This is a genomic window from Demequina sp., assembly GCF_024642165.1.
Taxonomy (GTDB): Bacteria; Actinomycetota; Actinomycetes; order Actinomycetales; family Demequinaceae; genus Demequina.
This window is the reverse complement of the sequence record NZ_JAHEBP010000031.1, coordinates 1-21797: the sequence shown is the minus strand read 5'-3', so window position 1 is coordinate 21797 and position 21797 is coordinate 1. Positions and strand designations below refer to the sequence as shown.

At 70.6% G+C, this 21797-nt stretch carries 17 protein-coding genes; 11 read left to right on the top strand and 6 right to left on the bottom strand.

Going from position 1 to position 21797, the window contains the following annotated elements; genetic code table 11:
- The coding region (locus Q0L54_RS04655; protein WP_296665829.1) for a glycoside hydrolase family 43 protein at positions 1–965 on the bottom strand (965 nt) is incomplete at its 3' end.
- Positions 966–1150: 185 nt separating this feature from the next.
- Here Q0L54_RS04655 and Q0L54_RS04650 point away from each other — a divergent pair.
- The 3 genes from Q0L54_RS04650 to Q0L54_RS04640 all read left to right on the top strand — a co-directional run bounded on the left by Q0L54_RS04650 (position 1151) and on the right by Q0L54_RS04640 (position 3555).
- On the top strand, positions 1151–2086 hold the full coding sequence (locus Q0L54_RS04650; protein WP_296665828.1) for a LysR family transcriptional regulator: 936 nt from the start codon (positions 1151–1153) through the stop codon (positions 2084–2086).
- Positions 2087–2204: 118 nt separating this feature from the next.
- Positions 2205–2759: a quercetin 2,3-dioxygenase gene (locus tag Q0L54_RS04645; protein WP_296665827.1), complete on the top strand. Its 555-nt coding sequence runs from the start codon at positions 2205–2207 to the stop codon at positions 2757–2759.
- Complete coding sequence (locus Q0L54_RS04640) at positions 2749–3555, top strand: alpha/beta hydrolase (protein WP_296665826.1); 807 nt, start codon at positions 2749–2751, stop codon at positions 3553–3555. Before Q0L54_RS04645 ends, Q0L54_RS04640 begins: the two co-directional genes overlap by 11 nt.
- 5 nt (positions 3556–3560) lie before the next feature.
- Here Q0L54_RS04640 and Q0L54_RS04635 read toward each other — a convergent pair whose 3' ends face one another.
- The gene (locus Q0L54_RS04635; RefSeq protein WP_296665825.1) at positions 3561–4352 is read right to left on the bottom strand and encodes an IclR family transcriptional regulator; all 792 of its coding nucleotides are present in this window, start codon (positions 4350–4352) and stop codon (positions 3561–3563) included.
- A gap of 42 nt (positions 4353–4394) precedes the next feature.
- The gene (locus Q0L54_RS04630) at positions 4395–4946 is read right to left on the bottom strand and encodes a carboxymuconolactone decarboxylase family protein (RefSeq protein ID WP_296665824.1); all 552 of its coding nucleotides are present in this window, start codon (positions 4944–4946) and stop codon (positions 4395–4397) included.
- Positions 4947–5059: 113 nt separating this feature from the next.
- Between Q0L54_RS04630 and Q0L54_RS04625 the strand changes: the two genes are divergently transcribed.
- The 5 genes from Q0L54_RS04625 to Q0L54_RS04605 are packed head-to-tail and all read left to right on the top strand — an operon-like array spanning position 5060 to position 9284.
- Positions 5060–5959: an alpha/beta hydrolase gene (locus Q0L54_RS04625; RefSeq protein ID WP_296665822.1), complete on the top strand. Its 900-nt coding sequence runs from the start codon at positions 5060–5062 to the stop codon at positions 5957–5959.
- A complete protein-coding gene (locus Q0L54_RS04620; protein WP_296665821.1) occupies positions 5956–6705 on the top strand; it encodes an SDR family NAD(P)-dependent oxidoreductase in 750 nt (249 codons plus the stop codon). Before Q0L54_RS04625 ends, Q0L54_RS04620 begins: the two co-directional genes overlap by 4 nt.
- Before the next feature lie 33 nt (positions 6706–6738).
- Complete coding sequence (locus tag Q0L54_RS04615; protein ID WP_296665820.1) at positions 6739–7518, top strand: SDR family oxidoreductase; 780 nt, start codon at positions 6739–6741, stop codon at positions 7516–7518.
- 42 nt (positions 7519–7560) lie between these two features.
- Positions 7561–8436 carry a fumarylacetoacetate hydrolase family protein gene (locus Q0L54_RS04610; RefSeq protein ID WP_296665819.1) on the top strand — a complete coding sequence of 292 codons (876 nt, stop codon included), beginning with the start codon at positions 7561–7563 and terminating at the stop codon, positions 8434–8436.
- Positions 8433–9284, top strand: coding sequence for a fumarylacetoacetate hydrolase family protein (locus Q0L54_RS04605; RefSeq protein ID WP_296665817.1), 852 nt, complete (start codon positions 8433–8435; stop codon positions 9282–9284). Before Q0L54_RS04610 ends, Q0L54_RS04605 begins: the two co-directional genes overlap by 4 nt.
- Positions 9285–9317: 33 nt before the next feature.
- Here Q0L54_RS04605 and Q0L54_RS04600 read toward each other — a convergent pair whose 3' ends face one another.
- Entirely contained in the window at positions 9318–10691 is a 1374-nt protein-coding gene (locus Q0L54_RS04600; RefSeq protein WP_296665816.1) for a glycoside hydrolase family 30 beta sandwich domain-containing protein, read from the bottom strand.
- Complete coding sequence (locus Q0L54_RS04595; protein ID WP_296665813.1) at positions 10691–13120, bottom strand: glycoside hydrolase family 2 TIM barrel-domain containing protein; 2430 nt, start codon at positions 13118–13120, stop codon at positions 10691–10693. Before Q0L54_RS04595 ends, Q0L54_RS04600 begins: the two co-directional genes overlap by 1 nt.
- Positions 13121–13334: 214 nt before the next feature.
- Here Q0L54_RS04595 and glgX point away from each other — a divergent pair, with 214 nt between their 5' ends.
- A complete protein-coding gene (gene glgX / locus Q0L54_RS04590; protein ID WP_296665811.1) occupies positions 13335–15488 on the top strand; it encodes a glycogen debranching protein GlgX in 2154 nt (717 codons plus the stop codon).
- Between the two features lie 10 nt (positions 15489–15498).
- Here the strand turns inward: glgX and Q0L54_RS04585 are convergent, their stop codons facing one another.
- Positions 15499–17508: a beta-galactosidase gene (locus Q0L54_RS04585; protein WP_296665809.1), complete on the bottom strand. Its 2010-nt coding sequence runs from the start codon at positions 17506–17508 to the stop codon at positions 15499–15501.
- Positions 17509–17725: 217 nt separating this feature from the next.
- Between Q0L54_RS04585 and Q0L54_RS04580 the strand changes: the two genes are divergently transcribed.
- Together Q0L54_RS04580 and glgB are read left to right on the top strand one after the other, a co-directional pair.
- Positions 17726–19723, top strand: a complete 1998-nt coding sequence (locus tag Q0L54_RS04580) for an alpha-1,4-glucan--maltose-1-phosphate maltosyltransferase (protein WP_296665808.1) — start codon at positions 17726–17728, stop codon at positions 19721–19723.
- A 44-nt stretch (positions 19724–19767) separates the two neighbouring features.
- Positions 19768–21797 (top strand): 1,4-alpha-glucan branching protein GlgB (glgB, locus tag Q0L54_RS04575; protein ID WP_296665807.1); only part of this gene is annotated, 2030 nt, incomplete at its 3' end.

Genomic DNA, 21797 nt, shown 5'->3' with positions numbered 1-21797 from the left:
GCGACCACCACATCGACCACCTTCACGCGCTCGAGTGGAGTCTCGTTGGGGTGATGGAACACCAGGTGTCGAGCGCCACCCGCGGTGGCGAAGATCATGCCGTGCCCGCCGTTCAGCGGCCACAGCGGCTCGGGGCGCTGGACCCACGGCCCCAGGATCGAGCCCGACTCGGACCGCGCCACGCCCATCGCGTAGCCCTCCTCGCCGAAGCTCGACCAGAGCATCAGCAGCGCACCCTCGGGCGATCGCACCACGAATGGACCGTCCGTGAACAGCGGATCCTTCGCGAGGTTGAGCTCCTCGGGCGGCTCCACACCGTCGGGGAACCACAGGGGCTTGCTCCACGCCGCGGACGACGCCCTGAACAGCAGCGCAGGCGGCCCGGCTGGCTCGCGCAGGTCCCCGCTCAGTGGTCGCGCGTACATCTCGCCGTCCGCGAGCCCCGGGGCGCCGCCGAGCGCTCCCTCGGCCCCCCGGCTGTAGACCAGCCACGGGCGGCCGCTCTCATCGACGTACAGGGTGCCGTCCAGGCACGGGACGTCCGTGGGGGTCACGGGCCCGGCGCTCCAGGGAACGTACGGCCCCGTCGGGTCGGTGGACACCAAGACCGCGACGCCGCGCACGTGGGTCTCGGACGAGGCGAAGGTGGCGAAGAGGAAGTAGCGCCCCCGGTAGCGATGCACCTCGGGCGCCCAGAACTGCGTGTCCGCCCAGAACCCGGGCGGCGGCCGGAACGCGGGGAACGGCCCGTGCCAGGTCTCGAGGTCCTCGCTGGTGTAGCAGTCGAATCCCGTGCCGGGCCCTCCCCACAGGTTGTGGTCCGTGGTGCCGAAAAGCACGAACGAGCCGTCGGCGTCGACGATGAAGGGGTCACGCATCCGGATGTCCGAGAGGCGCAGGACTGCTCCGTCGCCCACGGAATTCGAACCGCGCACGGGCGCGGTGGTGGGCTCGGGGACCGCCATGGCTCGACCTCCTCGTCGACAGTGTGGGCACCACACTCCGCGACACTGCGCCGGATAGGAAGTTCGCATCACCTATTGATCGTTAGGCCCAGGCTTTCGCTAAACGGCGACATCGGGGATGACTCCCCGCACGTTAGGCTGATCCTCACGATCCCGGCGCGGGCGCCGGAGCCACGAGGAGGACCATGGAGATCGCGATCCCGACACTCCGGTACTTCACGGTGCTGGCCCAGGAGCTCCACTTCGGGCGCGCCGCGGAACGGCTGACCATCTCCTCCCCGTCGCTCAGCCAGCAGATCGCCGGGCTTGAGCGCACCGTGGGCGGCCGCCTCTTCGACCGCACCTCGCGGTCCGTGGCGCTCACGCCCTTGGGCGCGGCGCTGCTGCCGCACGCGACGCGGGTGGTCGAGGCGCACGACGACCTCACCGCCTGGGTGAGCGAGCAGCGGTCGCCCGGCGAGACCACGCTGCGCCTCGGGGTGGTGGCCGCCGGCGCCGGCCCCCTCACTGCCGCCATCATGACGGCCGTGTCGCACATCCCGCACCTGCGGCTCGAGATGCGACGCGTGGGATTCTTCGACGTGCAGGAGGAGCTGGTCGCGAGGCGCGTCGACGCCGTGCTCGCACCCGCCCCGCTCCCCCACGACGACGACCTGTTGGCCACCGCGCCGCTGTGGACCGAGCCGCGCGTGCTGATCATGCGCGCCAGCCATCCACTCGCGTCCCGTGCGTCGATCTCGATCGACGAGGTGGGCGACGAGACCTTCGTCGCGGTGTCCGGAGACCACGCCGATGCCATCGCGTGGTGGACCGTGGACCCACGCCCCGACGGCTCCCACCCGCGCCTGGGACCGCGCGCGGACGATATCGAGGGACTCCTCGAACTCGTGTCCGCGGGCATGGGGGTCAACATCGCCGCCGCCTCCGCGGCGGCGCACTACCCGCGCGCGGATCTCGCCTTCGTCCCCATCCGGGACATCGAGCCGGCGACCGTCCTGCTGTGCACCCGGCGCCGGCGTGAACCGGTGGTCGCGGCGTTCGCGGAGATCGCGCAAACGGAGGCCCGGCGCGCGTGGGCCGAAGGCGGTGCCCCCCGCGGCACAGTTGACGCGGATCGATAGGCTGCGCCTCACGAAACGTAGGGATGTCGAACTGGCATCGACGGCACCCCTCCCCCGATGCTGGTACTCAACTGCCCGACGAATACGCGGGCGGTGGCCCAACAAGGAGGTTGGCTTGATGTCCCCGAACGATGCGCCCGCGCTGTCGCCCACCCACGCAGGGATCCTTCCCGGCGCGCCCAAGCCCTACTACCTCGACGCCGGCGAGGGCGAGAAGTCCGTAGTGTTCGACACCCTGTTCACCATCCTGCTCACAGGCGACGAGACGGACGACGAGTACGACGTCTTCAGTTGCGAGGGCAACGCCGGCGACATCATCCCGGCCCACATCCACCCCTTCACCCACGAGATCTTCTTCATCGTCGACGGCGCCGTCCACCTGTGGATGGACGACGAGCAGGGCTTCAAGGCCGACAAGGTGCTGACCTCGGGCGGGTTCGGCTACGTGCCCAAGGGCACCATCCACGCCTTCCGCATGGAGGCGACGTCGAAGATCATGGGCGTCAGCTCCGCGGGCTTCGCCCGCTTCTTCCACGCGATGGGCACCCCGACGGAGAAGCCGGGCATTCCCGCCCCGCAGGAGTTCTACATCCCGTCGATCGACCAGATGCGGGCCGCCGGCGAGATGTACGGCACCGTCTTCCGCCCCGACTACAACTTCCTTGACGACTGAGCCCGCGGGAACGGCCGTGCTCCGCGACCTGGTGTTCGCGGAGCCGACCGGCTTCCGGCCGCTCAGCCTGGACCTGCACCGCGCCCCCTCGGCCGGCGCGCCGGTGGTGGTGTTCGTGCACGGCGGCGGCTGGCGGCTCGGAAGCCGCCGCACCATGTGCCCCACGATGCCGGGCGATCTGCCGTTCCGACGCATCGTCGCGGCGGGCCTCAACGTCGCGTCCGTGGACTATCGGTTAAGCGGCGAGGCACACTTCCCCGCGCAGGTCGAGGACGTGTGCGCGGCCCTCGACTGGATTCGCACTCAGGCGGACGAGTGGGGCGTCGACGCCTCGCGGATCGTGCTCTGGGGCGAGTCCGCCGGCGCCACCATCGCGTCGCTCGTGGCGCTGTCCGACGACGCCGATACCCGTGCCGGGATCCGCGGCGTGGTCGACTGGTACGGCCCCACCGACCTGGTGGCCGTGGCGGAGGGCCAGGATGCACTCGACGACCCGAGCCTGCGGGAGGCGGGATGGCTGGGCCACGCCGTGGGCGCGGATCTGTCACGCGCTCGCGAGGCGAGTCCCCTCAGCCACGTCAGGGCCGGAGCGGTGCCGTTCCACATCGCCCACGGCACGGCGGACCGGGCGGTCCCCGCCGCGCAGAGCGTGACGTTCGCACAGGCGCTGCTCGCGGTGGGCGCCGATGCGGAGCTCACCCTGGTGCCAGGCGCCGGTCACATGTGGCACGGAGACGTCGACCGCGACGCGCTGCTGGACAGCGCCATCGACTTCTGCGCCCGCGCGGCGGCGTGACGGGATCAGCCGGCGCGCAACCGTACGGAGATCTCCTGCGCCGTGGCTCGAAGCGCCTCGAGCAGCGGACCGCGGAGCGAGTCGACGTCGTGGCGGTTGGCGGCGACGGCGATGTTGATGGCCGCCACGGGCCGCTCACCGGGGCCGAACACCGGCACGGACACGGACCGCAATCCCGCGGCGACCTCCTGGTCCTGCAGGGCGTAGCCGTCGCGCCGGATGGGCTCCAGCAGCGCGTCGAGCGCCTCGAGGGAGCGCGCGGCATTGGGGCCCACCTGCGCGGAGAAGTCGTGGTCCGCGAGCATGGCGTGGCGCTCGTCGAGCGGCAGGTAGGCGAGCAGCAGCTTGCCCATCGACGTGTACGGCGCCGGCAGGGTCGATCCCACCTGCACGTTGGCCGTCACCAGGTCGGAGTTGCGCAGGCGCGCCAGGTAGAGCACCTGGTCGCCGAGCAGCACCGCGAGGTTGACCGTCTCGCCTGTGGTCTCGGCCAGGTGCCGCAGCGGACGCTCGCTGGCCTGCACCAGGCTCGAGCCGCGCAGTGCGGCGGAGCCCAGCGTGAGGACTGCGACGCCGGGTCGGATGCCGCCGTCTTGGAGGCGCTCGACGAACCCGCCCTCCTCGAGCGTGGCGACCACCCGGAACGCGGTGGGCATGGGGATGCCGGTGCGGTCGCAGATCTCCCGCAGCTTGAGCACGGTCACGTTCTCGTCGAACAGCTTCAGGACGTCGAGGCCCTTCGCGAGCGCCTCGATGCGGTAGCGATTGCCGGACTTCGGTTCAACATCGGCTTTCATAAGGTGAAACTCTATCCTCTCGTCAACGCGGAGACAACGGTCCTAGGAGACCCTGAAGACGCGCAGCTGCAGCGCCAGGGTCGCGTAGTAGCCCACCAGGGTGGTGAGCTCGAACAGCACCTCGAGTCCCAGCTCGGCCACAGCCGCGGACCACGCGCCGTCGTCGAGGTCGCCGCCCAGCAGCGCGATGACCGAGCTCGCGATAAGCGCCTCGCGCCCGGCGAACGCGTCGGCGTCGAGGGCTCGCGTCGCGGCGATCTCCGCATCGTCCAGGCCCGCCGAACGGCCCACCGCCTCGTGCGACTCGCGCTCGAACTCGCTGTCCCAGTGCGCGGCAACGAGCAGTATCGCGATCTCCCGCTCGCGGTCGGTGAGGGATCCGGCGTACCGGAGCTCGGAGCCCACCCGCTGGAGCGCGGCGCCCAGCGCGGGTGCCAGCAGCATCGCGTTGAACGGGCCGCGCAGCGAGCCGTCCTCGCGGGTGAGCGCGAAGTGCTGGGGACCCTGAGCGCGCGGGCCTCCGGCGATCGCGCGATAGAGCGCGGACTGATCCTCGTCGAGCGCTTCCGGGCGAAGTCCTGGCAGCCGCGTCATCGGCACCTCCCTGTGCGTCGGGCGCGAAGTCCGGTCGAGGTTGACTCGGCATCGCTCTCGTCGTAGATTCAACCATTGAAAGTAGTTTTTGACCAATGAAAGCGAGATCAACGGTGATCACGAGCGATACCGAGGACGTCGGCCTCCACGCGGGCGGCTACGACTTCACGGTGCGCGTCTACCCGGCGCAGCGGCCCGACGGCACGCTGCTGGTCTGGCTGCATGGCGGCGCGTTCATCTTCGGCGATCTCGAGATGACCGAGGCGGACGCCACGGCGCGCGCCCTCGCGGTCCGCGGGACCAGCGTGGTCTCGGTGGACTACACGCTCGCGTCGCTCGACGTGCTGCCGGTACTGCCCCCTCCCCCGCCCGTGGACGGCATGCCGTCGCTCGAGGAGCTGCACGCCAGCCTCGCCGCAGCCGGCCCGCGGGCGCCCTACCCCGCCGCCTCGCTGCAGGTGGTGGCGGCGTTCGATTGGGCGGTCGAGCACGCCGAGTCCCTGGGCGCCGACCCAGCCCGGGTATCCGTCGGCGGTGCGAGCGCCGGAGGGAACCTCGCGGCGAGCGCCGCGGTGCGACTGCGTGACCGGGGCGAGTCGATCCCGGCCACGGAGGTGCTGATCTACCCGGTGCTCCACGCCGAGTTGCCCGCGGCGGATGAGGAGCTCCTCGAGCGGATCGCGGACCTTCACCCGGCGCTCGACTTCCCGCCGCACATCACCCGGGCGCTGAACGCCAACTACCTCGACGGCGCCTCCCCCGACGACGCGTACGCGTTCCCCGGCGGCCATGACCCTCGCGGGCTGCCCCCGACGCTCATCGTCACCGCCGACAAGGACCGCCTGCGCGCCTCCGGCCAGGTGTACGCGGCCGAGCTCGCCGGCGCCGGAGTGGACGTCGAGCTGGTCAAGGAGCCGGCGGCGCTCCACGGCTTCCTGTCCGCGGTCGACGATCCCGCGCGGCACCGTACACTCGCCCGCATCTCTCGATACCTGACGGAGCACGCCGCATGAGCGCCGGCAACGACTGGCTCGGCCTCGAGGGCGCCCGCGTGCTCATCGCGGGCGCCGGCGGCATCGGCGGGGCCTGCGCGGCGGCCTTCGCCGAGGCAGGCGCCACGGTCGCGGTGGTCGATCGTGATCCAGGAGCCCTCAACGCGCTCGACCCGGCACCCGCCCATCGCATCGTCACGGACCTCACCGCGCGCGGCGCGGGAGCCCGGGCCGTCGACGAGGCGGCCGAGGCGCTGGGAGGGCTCGACGTGGCGCTCCACGCGGTGGGAGTCAACGATCGCCGGCCCGTCCTCGACATCTCCGAGGACGACTGGGAGCGGGTGATACGCGTCAACCTGCTGTCCGTCTTCGGATTCGCGCAGGCCGCGGGACGCCGCATGGTGGCGCAGGGTCACGGCAGGGTGCTCGCGCTGTCGAGCGTGTCGGGCCTGCTCGCCCACCACTCCCACGGCCCGTACGCCGCCTCCAAGGGCGGCATCAACCAGCTGCTGCGGGTCATGGCGCGGGAATGGGCGCCCAATGGGGTCACCGTCAACGCGCTCGCCCCGGGGTACATCGAGACCGCGCTCACCAGCCACCACCTCGACGCGGGCGGGCATCGCGAGGAGCTCACCCGTCTGGTGCCCGCCGGGCGGCTGGGCGTTCCCGAGGAGGTGGCGAGCGCGGCGGTGTTCCTCGCGTCGCGCCAGGCCGCGTTCATCACCGGGCAGGTGCACTACATCGACGGCGGGCGCACGCTTGTCTGAGCTTCACTCACCACCACCAGAAGAAGGGACGTCATGACCGACATCTACCCCCGCTTCGCGGGCAAGACGGTCCTGGTGACCGGCGCCGGCACGGGATTCGGCGCCGAGATCGCCGTGCGCGCCGCGCAGGAGGGCGCCACGGTCGCCGTGCACTACCGGAGTTCCAAGGCGGGCGCCGAGGCGACGCTGGCGCGCATCCGCGAGGCCGGCTCCGACGGCATCCTGGTCCAGGCCGACATCGGCAGCTGGGACCAGATCAAGGCGATGGCGGATGCCGTCTGGGCGGCCTTCGGCGGGCTCGACGTGCTGGTCAACAACGTGGGCGACGTCTCGAGCGAGCAGATGTCGTGGCGCGATCTCACCCAGGAGTCGCTGGACGCCGTCATCGACGTCGACGTCAAGGGCACGCTGCTGATGACCCACGAGTTCGGCGAGCGCATGCTCGAGCAGGGCCACGGCAACATCGTCAACGTGGGCTCCACGGTGATCGTGCGTGGCTCACCGCGCGCGCCCCAATATGCGGCCGCCAAGTACGGGATCCTCGGGATCACCAAGTCCTATGCCAAGGCGTTTGCGCCCGCTGTGCGCGTCAACACGTTCGCCCCGGGATTCATGGAGACCGAGCGCCTCCTCACCCGCGAGGACTGGAAGGCCGGGCGCCGCGAGGTGCTCATCTCCCAGACCCCGATGGGCCACATCCCGCCGCCCGAGTTCGTCGCCGGCGCATGCCTGTGGCTCGCGACGGAGGAGGCGGCCCACCTCACCGGCGGCTACATGCTCGCCGATGGCGGCTTCAACATGGTCGGCGCCTGAGCGCGGACCTCATCCCAGACATCACCCCCTGAAAGGCAAGCCATGAAGCTCATCACCTTCGACCAGGGCCGCGTCGGCCGGCTCGAGCTCGAGGAGGGCACCGTCATCGAGCTCGACGTGCCCTCGACCCGCGAGTACTTCGAGCGCGGCGGCGACGTGGGCGAGACCGGCGAGCGCCTGCGCTACGAGGACGTCACGCTGCGCGCGCCCATCCGCCCCAAGAAGTTCTTCCACACCGCGGGCAACTTCATCGACCACCACAACGAGCTCACCGCCGTCGACTGGTCGCACCCCGTCCACAAGGGCATCGTGTTCTTCCAGAACCTGGACGCGATCATCGGCCCCGAGGACAACATCGTCTACCCCGAGGGGCTCACCAAGGAGCTGGACTACGAGCTCGAGCTCGCCATCGTCATCGGCAAGTCGGGCAAGTTCTTCGGCCCCGACGAGGCGGAGGACTACATCGCCGGCTTCACCGTGTTCAACGACATCACCGCGCGCGACATTCAGCGCAAGGAGATGGAGTCGGGCGTGTTCTCCTTCTCGAAGGGCATCGACACCTTCTGCCCCATCGGCCCGTGGATCGTCACCAAGGACGAGATCCCCGACATGCACAACATGGCGATGGAGCTGCGTGTCAACGGCGAGGTCCGGCAGCAGGGCAACACCAACAAGACCCGCATCTCCTGGCCGCACCTGGTCGCGTACCACTCGCCGCAGATCTACAGCGCGGGCGACCTCATCACCACCGGCACCATCTCCGGCGTCGCCGCCGTGCAGCCCAACCCGTTCGACTTCTACCTCAACCCCGGCGACGTGGTCGAGGCGGAGATCGAGGGCCTCGGCATCTTGCGCAACAAGGTGATCTCCTGGGAGGAGGCGTACGGCGAGCCGGCGCCGCAGCGGGTGGACTGGTGAGGCTGGCGAACCTCGCGGGCCGGCTCGTCCTCGTCACCGAGGACGAGCGGGCGATCGACGTCGCCGAGGCGTCCGGCGGCAGATACGGCCCCGACCCGATGTCCGCCTTCGCGGACTGGCGGGGGTTCGCGGTCTGGGCGCGGGAGACGCTCGCGGACGACCGCCCGGGCCTGCGCCGGAAGACGATCGACCGGACGATGCTGGGGGCGCCCGTGCCCCGGCCTCCGCAGATCCTGGCGATCGGCGTGAATTACCGCGAGCACGCGGACGAGGCGGGCTACCCGCCCGACAGCCTGCCGGTGACGTTCACCAAGTTCGCGTCCTCGCTGACGGGCGACCAGGCGCGGGTCGCGCTGCCCGAGGGCAACGTCGACTGGGAGGTCGAGCTGGTGGTCGCGATCGGCGTGGGCGGCCACGCGATCGCCCGGGAGGACGCGTGGTCCCACGTCGCCGGGCTCGCCGTGAGCCAGGATCTCTCCGAGCGCGTCGCGCAGCTCGACGGGCGCTTCCCGCAGTTCTCGCTGGCGAAGTCGCACCCCGGGTTCTCCCCCGTGGGCCCCTGGCTGGTCACGCCCGACGCGCTGGAGGACCCGGCGGACCTGGCGATCTCCTGCGCGATCGACGGCGAGACCATGCAGGACTCGCGCACGTCGCGGATGATCTACGACATCCCCGAGCTCATCGTTCGCCTCTCCGCCGTGCTCACGCTCATGCCGGGCGACATCATCTTCACCGGCACGCCCGCGGGGATCGGCAATCGCCGCACTCCGCCGCGGTTCCTGCGCGCCGGAGAGACACTCGTGAGCCGCGTCGAGGGCGTCGGCGAGCTCACCACGCACCTGGTCTAGGCGAGGTCCTGGCCAACGCGACGGTGCCGGCGGTCAGCCCGCCGGCACCACGAAGGTGCTGAAGGAGTCCGCAGGCAGGGTGGCCGCGAGCGCCCGGTCGCCGATCAGATAGGACACGTCCACGGGATCCGCGCCGTCGTTGTGAACCACGAGCACCAGCGAGCCGTCCGGATTGAGGAACGCGAGCTGGTTCTCGAAGCCCGTGTAGCTGAGCGTGGGCACCACCCGGGCACCCGTCGCCACACAGTGGGAGACGTGCTTGAGCAGCTGGTACTCGTGGGTGAACCGGTGCGTCCGCGTGGCGGGGTCCACCACCACGAGCGAGTTCTGTGACCAGCCCCACCGGCTCACGCCGCCGGTGAGCAGCGCGATGTTCCAGTACATGTAGGCGCTGGCGCCGTGCGTGAAGAATGTCTTCATCAGCGTCCAGGCGTGGCGGGCGTAGCGCCAGTCGTTGAGGCCGTCGCCGCACTCCTGTTCCGTCTGGTAGATCGGCAGATCGGGGTGATCGTGGTGGAGGTGCGGCACCGCCCCCTTGCCCGCCCATTGCGCGCCCACGCCGCGCACCCACGAGCCTGCCGACGGGTCCTCGAGCACCCGCGTCACCAGCGCATCGTCCGGCCGCTCGAGCGTTCCCAGGAAGACGTCCACTCCCCGCGCGGCCATCTCCGGCCCCAGCACCGCCACGAACCGCGCGAGGCCCTCGGGCGTCCACGTGCAGCTGGGGAACGGCTGCGCGGAGTTGAACTCGTTCTGCGGCATCACCATGCCGATCGGGATGCCCAGCTCGGCGTACGCGTCGACGAAGCGCCCGAAGTACCGCGCGTACGCCTCGAGATGCGGCGCGTCGAGGCGGAACATGTCCGTGCCCTCGCGGCCCAGTTGATCGTCGCGGATGCCGTTGTCGACGTCGCCGAACGCCACGTGCGGGCGCGCGGCGGCGTAGTGGCCGTTGGTCTTCATCCAGGTGGGCGGGCTCCACGGCGACGCCCACAGGCGAAGGTCGGGACGATGCGCCTGCGCCGCCCGGATGAACGGCACCAGGGTGTCGTGGTCGTGGTCGATCGAGAAGTGCTCCAGCGCCAGGTCGCCCTCGACCTCGTCGTACGAGTACCAGTCGCGGGAGAAGTCGTTGGCCGCCACCGGCATGCGGCACAGGCTCAGATTGAGACCCGTGCCGGGCTCGAAGAGGTCGCGCATGATCGCGTCGCGGTCCCCGGCGTCGAGCAGGGCCAGCGCGTCCCAGCCCATCTCGTTGAACGACGCGCCGAATCCCTCGACGGCCTGCTGCGGCCGGTCGAGCTCGACGAACGCGGACGGCATGCCCGCGGGCGCCGCGAGCGTGGCGCCGTCGCGCTCCCGCCACGGATCGTCGCGCGTGGTGGTGACCCACCGCACGGCGACCATCAGTCCCCCACCGTGAGCGTCAGTGTCGCCGGGGCCAGCCCCGGCGCCGTCACCGTGACCTCGATGGTGCCGGACGCATCGTCCCCCGGCGTGCCGGCCTCCACCACCGCGAGCGCGCGGCCGTCGAAGGTGACCCACGTGCGGGCGTCGAACCTCTCCTCGGTGCACGGGTTGGCGCTGCACATCCCGGCGAGGCGTCCCGCTCCCCGCACCGCGACCGTGACCGGCACATCGCCGTCGACCACCAGCACCCCGGCCGCGTCGCGCAGCTCGATCGCCACGTAGGCCAGGTCACGCACCCCGGCCACGAGCCGGTCGCGGTCGGCGGTCACCGTCAGCACCGCCTCGCCGGCCGTGAACAGCGACGTCCTGCCGGTCTCGACGCCGCCGCGCAGCGCGATCGCGACCAGCGTCCCCGGCTGGTACTCGATCTCCAGGTCGGCCACGCGGGGCAGCCGTTCCCCGACCACGGCGCGCGCCACCTCGACGCCGCCGAGCTCGAGGGCAACCTCGTCGGCGTCGGCGTAGACCTCGACCGCCGCCGCCCGGCCCTCGTGCCCGCGCCAGGTCCAGGAGGACACCGTGTCGCTCCACGCCCACGGCGTCTGGAGCGCCACGGTGTCGGTCGAGCGCGAGGGGCGTCGCACTGCGATGTAGGGCTCGGTGCGCAGGCCGAACACGATCTCGCGGTAGTAGGACATGGGCCGGCGCCAGCCCGTGATGTCGATGTCGCCGCACCACGCGGTGAGGTACGGGTAGGCGCGCTCGAGGCCGCTGAGCACATCGCCGTCCTCCGCGTACGTCACCGCACCGATGCCCACCTCGCCCAGGTAGTCCCATCCGGTCCAGGTGAAGTCGCCGATCACGTGGCTGTGGCGCTCGACCTGCGGCCACAGCGACCCGATCTGCGCGGGGAAGGTCTCGGATCCCACGAGCACGCGGTGGGGGTGGAGCTCGCGGTCCAGCTCGTAGCGGGAGTCCGCGTAGTTGAGCCCCAGCACGTCGAGCGCCGCGCTGGACTCCTCGATACGCCGGGTCGCGGACTCCGTCGCAGAGAGCGCGTTGAAGCCCTGGGCGGGGTCCGCCATCTGCTCGTTGAGTCCGGCCTCGGACTCGCGCATCTCCGCCATCTCGTCGAGCACGGCAAGCGCCACGTTCACACCGTTGGTGATCAGCCGGGTGGGGTCGAGCGCGCGCAGGTGCTCGGCCATATCGCGGGCCAGCGCCGCGCCGTGGGGCGTGCCCACCTCGATGATCTCGTTGCCGATCGAGTACATGATCACGCTCGGGTGATTCTGATCCTTGGCGACCAGCGCCGCGAGGTCCTCGCGCCACCAGCGCGGGAAGTCGAAGGAGTGGTCGTAGGCGGTCTTGCCGCGCGTCCACATGTCGCCGAGCTCGTCCATCACCAGCATGCCCAGCCGGTCGCAGGCGTCCAGCATCGCCACGGACAGGGGGTTGTGGGCGGCGCGGATCGCGTTGAAGCCCGCCTCCCGCAGCAGCGCGATGCGGCGCTCCTCCGCGCGAGGCAGCGCCACCGCGCCCAAGGGCCCGTTGTCGTGGTGGATGCAGGCGCCGCGCAGCAGCACGGACTCACCGTTGATCCGCAGCCCGCGGCGGGCGTCGACGGTCAGGGTGCGCACGCCGAACGGGACGATGCGCGGGTCGTCGGCGCCGTCGAGCGTCACCCGCGCCTCATGAAGGAGTGGGTGGTCCGGGCTCCACAGCGCAGCGTGCTCGAGGTGGAAGCGGTGCCGGACCACCGTGGTGGCGCCGGGCGCCACCGTGGCCGGGATCGAGTCCTGGTCGAGCGGGGCGCCGTCCGGCCCGTGCACGGCGGTGCGCACCCGCATGGAGGCGGTGGAGTGCCCGCGGTTGGTCAGCGTGACGGCGACCTCGAGCGCCGCGACGCCTTCAGGGTCGATGCCCAGAGTCGTGACGCGCACGCCGTCGGGGGCGATGTGGGCGAGAGGGTCGACGTGCAGCAGCACGGGGCGATGCAGTCCGGCGCCGGAGTACCAGCGGGAGTCCACCGTCGCCCTGGTCTCGATCCGTAGCTCATTCTCGGCGCCCGGACGCAGGAACGGCGTGAGGTCGACCATGAATCGCGCGTAGCCGTCCGCGTGGTGGCCGGCCAGCTCGTCGTTCACGAAGACCTGGGCGTGCCGGTAGGCGCCCTGCACCTCCATCCGGACGATGCGCTGATCCCATTCGGGCGGCGCGGTCAGAGTGCGTCGGTAGCGCACCGCGGCGCCCGGATGATAGGCGCCTCCGCCGCCGGAGGGCGCGGCCGGGTCACGCACCGCGTCACGAAGGGCGTCGTGCGGAACGGTGACGGTGTCGTCGCCCGCCGGAGCACCTCCGAATGCCGCGAACGGTCCCTCGAAGGGCCTGCAGGTCCACCCATCCGCCAGGGGCATCGTCGCCATGGTCTCGCTCCCTCCGTGCCGCTCGTCCCTGAACGGCCTCGACTCACACTCTCACCTTCGCGACACCCGGGCACACTCGGAGGCGATCCGGGCCGGCCGCGCCTCTAAACCCTAGCGCACGCAAGGCTTTTGTGGTTCGATTCGACAACTCCCACAGGGCGTTTCGGTGGCCCGCCTTGCGGGATGCGCCAGCGCAGTCCGGCACAATAGGCGCATGACCACGCCTCTCGCCGATCCGTCCCCGAACCCGCATCGCCTGGGTGTCCACCTGGTGGCGGGTGGCGCGACGGTCGCCGTGTTCGCCGCGCATGCGACCGCCGTCGACCTCTGCCTGTTCGAGGACAACGGCACCACCGAGACGAGCATCGCGCTCCATGGCCCCCGCAACGGGATCTGGCACGCCTTCGTGCCGGGCCTGCGCGCGGGCCAGCACTACGGGTTCCGCGCCAACGGGCCGTGGCTGCCCAAGCAGGGCCACCGCTACAACCCCGCCAAGCTGCTGCTCGACCCCTACGGCCGCGGCATCGAGGGCACCATGGGGTCGATGGCCGAGCCCGCCTCACGCGCGCTGCTGAGCTCCCGTGACGCGACCGACTCGGCACCCCTGATGCCGCGCTCCGTCATCACCGAGAAGCCGTCCGGCCCGTGGCAGACGCCGCACCCGCGCGTGCCGTGGACCGATACGGTGCTCTACGAGGCGCATGTCAAGGGGTTCACCAAGACCATGCCGGGCGTTCCGGACGAGCTGCGCGGCACCTATGCCGGCCTGGCCCACCCGGCGTCGATCGACTACCTGACGAAGCTCGGCATCACCGCGGTCGAGCTGCTGCCGATCCACGCCTACGCGCCCGAGCCCCACCTCGAGCACGCCGGGCTCAGCGCGTACTGGGGGTACTCCACCCTGGGCTTCTTCGCGCCCCACGCCCCCTACGCGACGGAGGCCGCGAGGACGGCCGGTGCGCAAGCCGTGCAGGACGAGTTCTGCGGCATGGTTGACCTGCTTCACCAGGGCGGCCTCGAGGTCATCCTCGACGTGGTGTACAACCACACCGCCGAGGGCTCCAGCTCGGACCGGGCGCTGTCGTGGAAGGGCCTGGACAACCGCGCCTACTACCGCAGCCAGCCCCACGCACCGCAGCATTACGACGACACCACGGGCACGGGCAACACGCTCGACTTCTCCCACCCGATCGTGGTGAAGATGGCGCTCGACTCGCTGCGCTACTGGGCCACGGAGATGCACATCGACGGGTTCCGCTTCGACCTGGCCGCCACGCTGGGTCGCACGATGCAGGGCTTCTCCTCGCACCACCCGTTCCTGGTGGGCCTCACCACCGACCCGGTGCTGGGCGGCCTCAAGCTGATCGCCGAGCCGTGGGACCTCGGGCTCGGGGGCTGGCAGGTGGGCAACTTCCCGCAGCCCATGTCCGAGTGGAACGATCGCTTCCGCGACTACACGCGCTCCTTCTGGCTCCAGTGGGGCGCCGCCGCCCCCGGCGCGCGCCACCATCCCACCGCACCCGAGCTCGCGACCCGGATCGCCGGCTCCTCGGACCTGTTCGGGCACTCGGAGCCGTACGGGATGCGCGGCCCGATCGCCTCCGTCAACTTCGTCACGGCCCATGACGGCTTCACGGCCGCGGACCTGACGGCGTACAACGGCAAGCACAACGAGGCCAACGGCGAGGACAACCGCGACGGCACGGACAACAACCGGTCCTTCAACCACGGCGTCGAGGGGCCCACGGACGATCCGGAGATTCTTCACGCCCGCCACCGCTCGATCCGCAACCTCCTGGGCACGCTGCTCATCTCCGCCGGGACACCCATGCTGCTGGGCGGCGACGAGTTCGGCCGCAGCCAGGGCGGCAACAACAACACCTACTGCCAGGACAACGAGATCTCCTGGTTCGACTGGAACCAGGACCCGTGGCAGGTGAGCCTGCGCGAGTCCATCGCCGAGCTGATCCGCCTGCGGCGGGAGAACCGGGTGCTTCGCCCCGGCCGGTTCTACGACGGCGTGGAAGAGGACCCGAAGCACGAGCTGTTCCGTGCGGACTCGGCCTGGTTCCGCGCGGACGGCGAGCACGAGGACGACGACTGGTGGGAGGACCCGGAGACCCGGGTCGTGCAGTTCATGCGGTCGCTGTCGCAGGAGAACGAGGCCGATGCGCTGGTGGTCATCAACGGCGCGAACGAGGCCGTCGACGTGACCGTGCCGGAGGACAAGGGCGCGCCGTGGCATCTCGCCTGGGACAGCGCCTGGGGCTCCGTGGCGGAGCGCCGGGACGCGGCGGTGCTGCCGGGCGCGACGGAGACGATGGAGGCGCTCTCGCTACGCGTGTACCTCACCCACCCGACGGCCTGACCGGGACGGCTCAGGCCGTCCGCACCACGGCGACGCCGCCGCCGGGCACCTCGAGTTCGCCGTCGGTCTCGACGCCCGTCAGCATGTTCACGCCCGCCACCGGGAGCAGGGCCGCGTCGTCACCGTGGTTGATCGCGACCACGAAGTCCGCGTCCGCGCCGTGCCGCGTCACCACCTCGAGCGTCGCGGGCAGCCCGGAGATCTCCACGCCGGCGTCCGCGTAGACCGCGCGCATCACGGTCGCGAGCGCATCCACGTCGAGCCGGGTACCCACGTACCAGCCCACTCCCTCGCCGTGCTCGTGGCGGGTGATCGCGGCCTTGCCCGCCGCGGGACCCGAGAGGTATTCGGCGACGGTCTCCGCGCCGGCCAGCGCGAGGTGGTCCTGCCACACGTCCACGGGCAGGTCGACCGTTTCGCCACCCGTCCATCGGACCGCGGCCGTGTCGCCCTCGCGCATCGGCAGGAACTCCTCGACGGTGAGCCCGAGCGCGTCCTTGAGCGGCGCGCCGAACCCGCCGTCGTGGACCGCATCGTTCTCATCCACGATCGCGGAGAAGAAGTTGACCAGCAGGGTGCCGCCGGCCTCGACGTACCGCGTGAGGTTGGCCGCCGAGTCGCGCGTGAGCAGGTAGGACGCGGGTGCGACCACCAACTTGTAGGCAGAGAGGTCGTGGCCGGGGTGGGCGAAGTCCACCGTGACGTGGTCCCGCCACAGGCGCTCGTAGAACGCCCGCATCCGCTCCCGGAACTGAACGTCCTCGGAGGGCCGCCAGTCGAGCTCCTGCGCCCACAGGGACTCCCAGTCGTAGAGCACGGCCACGTCCGCGCGGACTCGGGATCCGCGCACGTCGGCGAGGTCCCGTAGATGCCCACCGAGCTCCACCACCTCCCGCCACACCCTGGACTCGGTGCCGGCGTGCGGCAGCATCGCCGAGTGGAACTTCTCCGCACCGGAGCGCGAGGCTCGCCACTGGAAGAACAGGATGGCGTCGGCCCCCCGACCCAGGTGCGCCAGCGAGTTGCGGCGCATCTCGCCGGGCCGCTTCGAGATGTTGCGGCCCTGCCAGTTCACGCCCGACGTCGAGTGCTCCATGAGGATCCACGGGTTGCCGCCCGCGACGGAACGCGTGAGGTCCGCGGCGAGCGCCAGCAGCACGTGCGCGTCGGGGTCGGGGGACCAGAGGTAGTGATCGTCGGACACGATGTCCACCAGCGCCGCCCACTTCCACAGGTCGACGTTCCACGACTGGTGGGCCATGAAGTTGGTGGTGACGGGCTGATCCGCGTGCTCACGGATCGCGGCCTTCTCCCGTGAGAAGCACGCCCGCAGCTGATCGTCGGTGAAGCGCGCGAAGTCGAGGCGCTGGGCGGGGTTGAGCGTGGTGGGCGCGGCGGCCGGTGCGCCCACATGCTCCCACTCCCCGTAGCGCTGCCCCCAGAAGGCCGTCCCCCACGCCGCGTTGAGCGCGTCCAGGGAGACGTACCGGGTGCGGAGCCACACGCGCCACGCGTCCACGGCCGCCGGGGAGTAGTCCTCGCCCACCGGCACGCCGTACTCGTTGTGCACGTGCCACATGACCACCGCGGGGTGGTCGCCGTACCGCCTCGCGAGCGCGCCGGCAATCCGGGCGGAGGCGTCCTGATACGCCGGGTGGCTATGCGACGCCATGCCTCGCGAACCCGCTCCGAGCGTGACCCCGTCGCGGGTGACCACCCGCGCCTCGGGGTAGGTGGCGAAGAACCATGCGGGCGGGGCGACCGTCGGCGTGCCCAGGTCGACCGCGACGCCGTTGGCGTGCAGCAGGTCGAGCAGATCGTCCATCCACGCGAAGTCGTACTCGCCCTCGCGCGGCTCGAGCATCGCCCACGAGAAGATGCCCACGGAGACCAGGGTGACGCCCGCCTCGCGCATGAGCCGCACGTCCTCGTCCCACGTCTCGCGGGGCCACTGCTCGGGGTTGTAGTCGCCGCCGTAGGCGAGGCCCGCGATGCGGGGCCAGCTGGTCGCTGCCGTCATGACACTCCTTCGTGGGCCCCGCCGGCGGTGGCGTGAGCGGTGTCGTCGCTCGCCGAATGCCCAACCTGGGACCGTTCACAGTATGGCAGAGTGCGCGTGATCTCCCCTGCCGAGTGGCCGCGGCCGGCAGTGCCACGGCGGCGAGCGGCGGTGCCCGGCGCAACCGACCGTCCCTCCCCTGTTACACATCCCGGGCAGATACGAGTAGGTTCGGTCCATGGCCCACTCCCCAGAGTTGTCGGTTGGTCGCATCCCCATCGTCGGGGTGCAACCTTCGCTTGAAGAGGGCCGCTGGCCCGTCCGCGCTGTCGTGGGAGAGTCGGTGCCGGTGACGGCCACCATCTTCCGGGAGGGCCACGACTCGGAGGGCGCCACCGTGGTGGTCACCCGCCCGGATGGCCGCCGCGAACGGCTTCCGATGCCGATCGACAACTGGGGCCTCAGCCTCTATCGCGCCAACTGGACGCCCCGGCAGGAGGGCCTGCACACGTTCAGGGTCGAGGCCTGGTCCGACCCCGTCGGGACCTGGCTGCATGCCGCCGAGGTGAAGATCCACGCCGGCGTCGACGTCCAGCTGATGCTCGACGAGGGCGTCGCGATCCTTACCCGCGCCCTCAAGGAGGTGCGCCGGGCCCCCGCGAAGCAGGCTCTGCTCGAGCAGGCGATCGCGTCGCTGCTCAATGGCCGGCTCGACCCCGAATCCCGGCTCGCGCACGCATCGTCCGCGGAGCTCCACGAGGTCCTCACGGCGGCGCCGCTGCGGGACTCCGTGTCCGCCTCGAGGGAGTACCCGGTGCTCGTCCAGCGCGAACTGGCGCTGGCATCGTCCTGGTACGAGTTCTTCCCGCGGTCCGAGGGCGCCCGGCAGAACCGCCGCACGGGCGAATGGACGTCGGGCACGTTCACCACCGCGGCCAAGCGCCTGCCCGCCATCGCGGCCATGGGCTTCGACGTGGTCTACCTGACTCCGATCCACCCCATCGGCACCACCCACCGCAAGGGCCGCAACAACTCCCTCAAGACGGAGCCGGGCGACCCGGGCAGCCCGTACGCGATCGGAGCCGCCGAGGGCGGCCACGACGCGATCCATCCCGACCTGGGGACGATGCGGACGTTCAAGACCTTCGTCAAGCGTGCGAACGAGGAGGGCCTGGAGGTCGCGCTCGACATCGCGCTGCAGTGCTCGCCCGACCACCCCTGGGTGACCGAGCACCCCGAGTGGTTCACCACGCGCCTCGACGGCACCATCGCCTACGCGGAGAATCCGCCCAAGAAGTACCAGGACATCTATCCGCTCAACTTCGACAACGACCCCGAGGGCATCTACCACGCGGTACGGGACATGATCCAGGTCTGGATCGACGCGGGCGTCACCCTCTTCCGCGTCGACAACCCTCACACCAAGCCGCTGGACTTCTGGGAACGGTTCCTCGCGGATGTCGCCTCATCCCACCCCGAGGTCATCTTCCTCGCGGAGGCCTTCACGCGCCCGGCGATGATGCACACGCTCGCCAAGGTGGGCTTCCACCAGAGCTACACGTACTTCACGTGGCGGCAGAGCGCCGAGGAGATGGGTGAGTACCTCGAGGAGGTATCGGGTCCGTCGTCCTTCTACATGCGACCCAACTTCTGGCCCACCACGCACGACATCCTCACCCCCGACCTGCAGCGCGGCGGCGCCGCGGTGTTCAAGATGCGTGCCGCCCTGGCGGCGACGGGCGCGCCCTCCTTTGGGATCTACACGGGCTACGAGTTCGTGGAGAACGTGCCGCGGCCCGGTGCCGAGGAGCAGATCGACAACGAGAAGTACGAGTACAAGCCGCGCGACTGGGACAAGGCCGATCAGCACGGCATCGTCACGCTCCTCACCGCGCTCAACGACGCCCGGCGGCGCCACCCGGCGCTGCGTCGGCTGCGCGGGCTGACGGTGCACCACACCACGAATCCCCAGTTCCTGTGCTTCTCCCGACACCTCACGGCAGAGGAGTCACCCACGGGACGGCCCGACACGATCATCGTCATCGCGAGCTTCGACCCGTATCACGTCCAGTCCGGGGTGGTGTCCCTCGACATGGAGGCGCTGTCCCTGGCGGACGACGCCCGGATAGTGGTGGACGATCTCATCGGCACCGACACCTACACGTGGGGGCGAGACTTCTATGTTCGCCTCGATCCCGCGGATTCCCTCGTTCACGTCGCGGCAGTGAGGCCGTGATGGGTTCTTCTGTATCCCCCCTTCAACCAGGCAGGTGGTGACCAATGGCCAAGAGAGTCGACCCAGCGGTGCTCGAAGACATCGCGCGCGGTACGCATCATGATCCTCATGCGGTGCTCGGCCCGCACCCAGGACCGTCGGGAGTGACGGTCCGAGTGCTGCGTCCGCTGGCGGACGCGGTCTCGATCGTGACGGCGGACGGCGAGACACCGGCCGTCCACGAGCACCAGGGCGTCTGGGCCGCCGAGATCCCCGGTGACGCGGTGCCCGACTATCGGGTGAGCACCACCTATGGCGAATCCACCTCCGTCTCGGACGATCCGTACCGGTTCCTCCCGCTGCTGGGCGAGCTGGACCTGCACCTGATCCGCGAGGGCCGCCACGAGCGGCTGTGGGACGCGCTCGGCGCCAATGTGCGGCGCTTCGACTCCGTGCTGGGCGAGGTGGTCGGCACCGACTTCGCCGTCTGGGCCCCGAATGCCCGATCCGTGCGCGTCGTCGGCGAGTTCAACCACTGGCAGGGTGCCACCCACGCGATGCGCACCCTTGGGGCGTCCGGCATCTGGGAGCTGTTCGTGCCCGGCGTGGGCGCCGGCACGCCGTACAAGTACGAGATCCTCGACAAGAACGGCCAGTGGCGCCAGAAGGCCGACCCGATGGCCCGGCGCACCGAGCTGCCGCCGGCGACCGCATCCGTGGTGGACGAATCGGCGTACACCTGGGGCGACGATGAGTGGATGGCGGCCAGGCCGCAGTCCCAGGCGCACCGCAGCGCCATGAGCGTCTACGAGGTGCACCTGGGCTCGTGGCGCCAGGGGCTCAGCTACCACGAGCTCGCCTACCAGCTGGTCGAGTACGTGTCCGAGATGGGCTTCACCCACGTCGAGTTCATGCCCGTGATGGAGCATCCGTTCGGCGGCTCGTGGGGCTACCAGGTGTCCGGTTACTACGCACCCACCTCCCGGTTCGGCTCGCCCGACGAGCTCCGCCACCTCATCGACACCCTCCACCGCGCCGGCATCGGCGTGATCCTCGACTGGGTGCCGGGACACTTCCCCAAGGACGAGTGGGCGCTGGGACGCTTCGACGGGACTCCGCTGTACGAGCACCCGGATCCGCTTCGCGGAGAGCAGCCCGACTGGGGCACGTTCATCTTCGACTTCGGCCGCGCCGAGGTGCGCAACTTCCTGGTCGCCAACGCGGTGTACTGGCTGAACGAGTTCCACGCGGACGGCCTGCGCGTCGACGCCGTGGCCTCGATGCTGTACCTCGACTACTCGCGCGAGGCCGGCCAGTGGCGCCCGAACGTTCACGGCGGCCGCGAGAACCTCGACGCGATCGCGTTCCTCCAGGAGGCCAACGCCACCGCCTACCGGAACTCCCCCGGCATCGTCATGATCGCAGAGGAGTCCACCGCCTGGCCGGGCGTTACCGCCCCCACGAACGGTGGCGGCCTGGGATTCGGCCTGAAGTGGAACATGGGCTGGATGAACGACACGCTGCGATACATGGGCGAGGAGCCCGTGCACCGCTCGTATCACCACCACACGGTGACGTTCTCGCTGATGTATGCGTTCTCCGAGCAGTTCATGCTGCCCCTGTCCCACGACGAGGTGGTGCACGGCAAGGGATCGCTCATGGATCGCATGCCCGGCGACCACTGGCAGCGCATCGCGGGCATGCGCGCGCTGCTCGCCTATCAGTGGACGCACCCCGGCAAGCAGCTGCTGTTCATGGGATGCGAGTTCGGCCAGTACGCCGAGTGGTCCGAGGGCCGCTCGCTCGACTGGTGGCACCTCGAGGACGGCCTCCACGAGGGGCTGCGGCGCATGGTCGCGGACCTCAACGCGCTGTACAAGGCCACCCCGCCGCTGTACGAGCGCGACGCCGACCCGGCAGGCTTCCAGTGGATCGAGGCGGACGACGGCCGCCACAACGTCCTCGCGTATCTGAGGTTCGACGACGAGGGCAACGAGGTTGCCGTGGTGGTGAACTTCTCCGGGGTCCCACACGAGGGCTACCAGCTGCCGCTGCCCCGCGCGGGCACGTGGGATGAGATCTTCAACACCGACGC

Bases quoted from the DNA above. Each gene is read 5' to 3' on its own strand.
- Q0L54_RS04580 (WP_296665808.1), top strand. From the start codon at position 17,726: ATGGCCCACTCCCCAGAGTTGTCGGTTGGTCGCATCCCCATCGTCGGG.
- Q0L54_RS04630 (WP_296665824.1), bottom strand. From the start codon at position 4,946: ATGACGCGGCTGCCAGGACTTCGCCCGGAAGCGCTCGACGAGGATCAG.
- Q0L54_RS04620 (WP_296665821.1), top strand. From the start codon at position 5,956: ATGAGCGCCGGCAACGACTGGCTCGGCCTCGAGGGCGCCCGCGTGCTC.
- Q0L54_RS04595 (WP_296665813.1), bottom strand. From the start codon at position 13,120: ATGGCGACGATGCCCCTGGCGGATGGGTGGACCTGCAGGCCCTTCGAG.
- Q0L54_RS04635 (WP_296665825.1), bottom strand. From the start codon at position 4,352: ATGAAAGCCGATGTTGAACCGAAGTCCGGCAATCGCTACCGCATCGAG.
- Q0L54_RS04600 (WP_296665816.1), bottom strand. From the start codon at position 10,691: ATGGTCGCCGTGCGGTGGGTCACCACCACGCGCGACGATCCGTGGCGG.
- Q0L54_RS04650 (WP_296665828.1), top strand. From the start codon at position 1,151: ATGGAGATCGCGATCCCGACACTCCGGTACTTCACGGTGCTGGCCCAG.
- glgX (WP_296665811.1), top strand. From the start codon at position 13,335: ATGACCACGCCTCTCGCCGATCCGTCCCCGAACCCGCATCGCCTGGGT.
- Q0L54_RS04610 (WP_296665819.1), top strand. From the start codon at position 7,561: ATGAAGCTCATCACCTTCGACCAGGGCCGCGTCGGCCGGCTCGAGCTC.
- Q0L54_RS04615 (WP_296665820.1), top strand. From the start codon at position 6,739: ATGACCGACATCTACCCCCGCTTCGCGGGCAAGACGGTCCTGGTGACC.
- Q0L54_RS04645 (WP_296665827.1), top strand. From the start codon at position 2,205: ATGTCCCCGAACGATGCGCCCGCGCTGTCGCCCACCCACGCAGGGATC.
- Q0L54_RS04585 (WP_296665809.1), bottom strand. From the start codon at position 17,508: ATGACGGCAGCGACCAGCTGGCCCCGCATCGCGGGCCTCGCCTACGGC.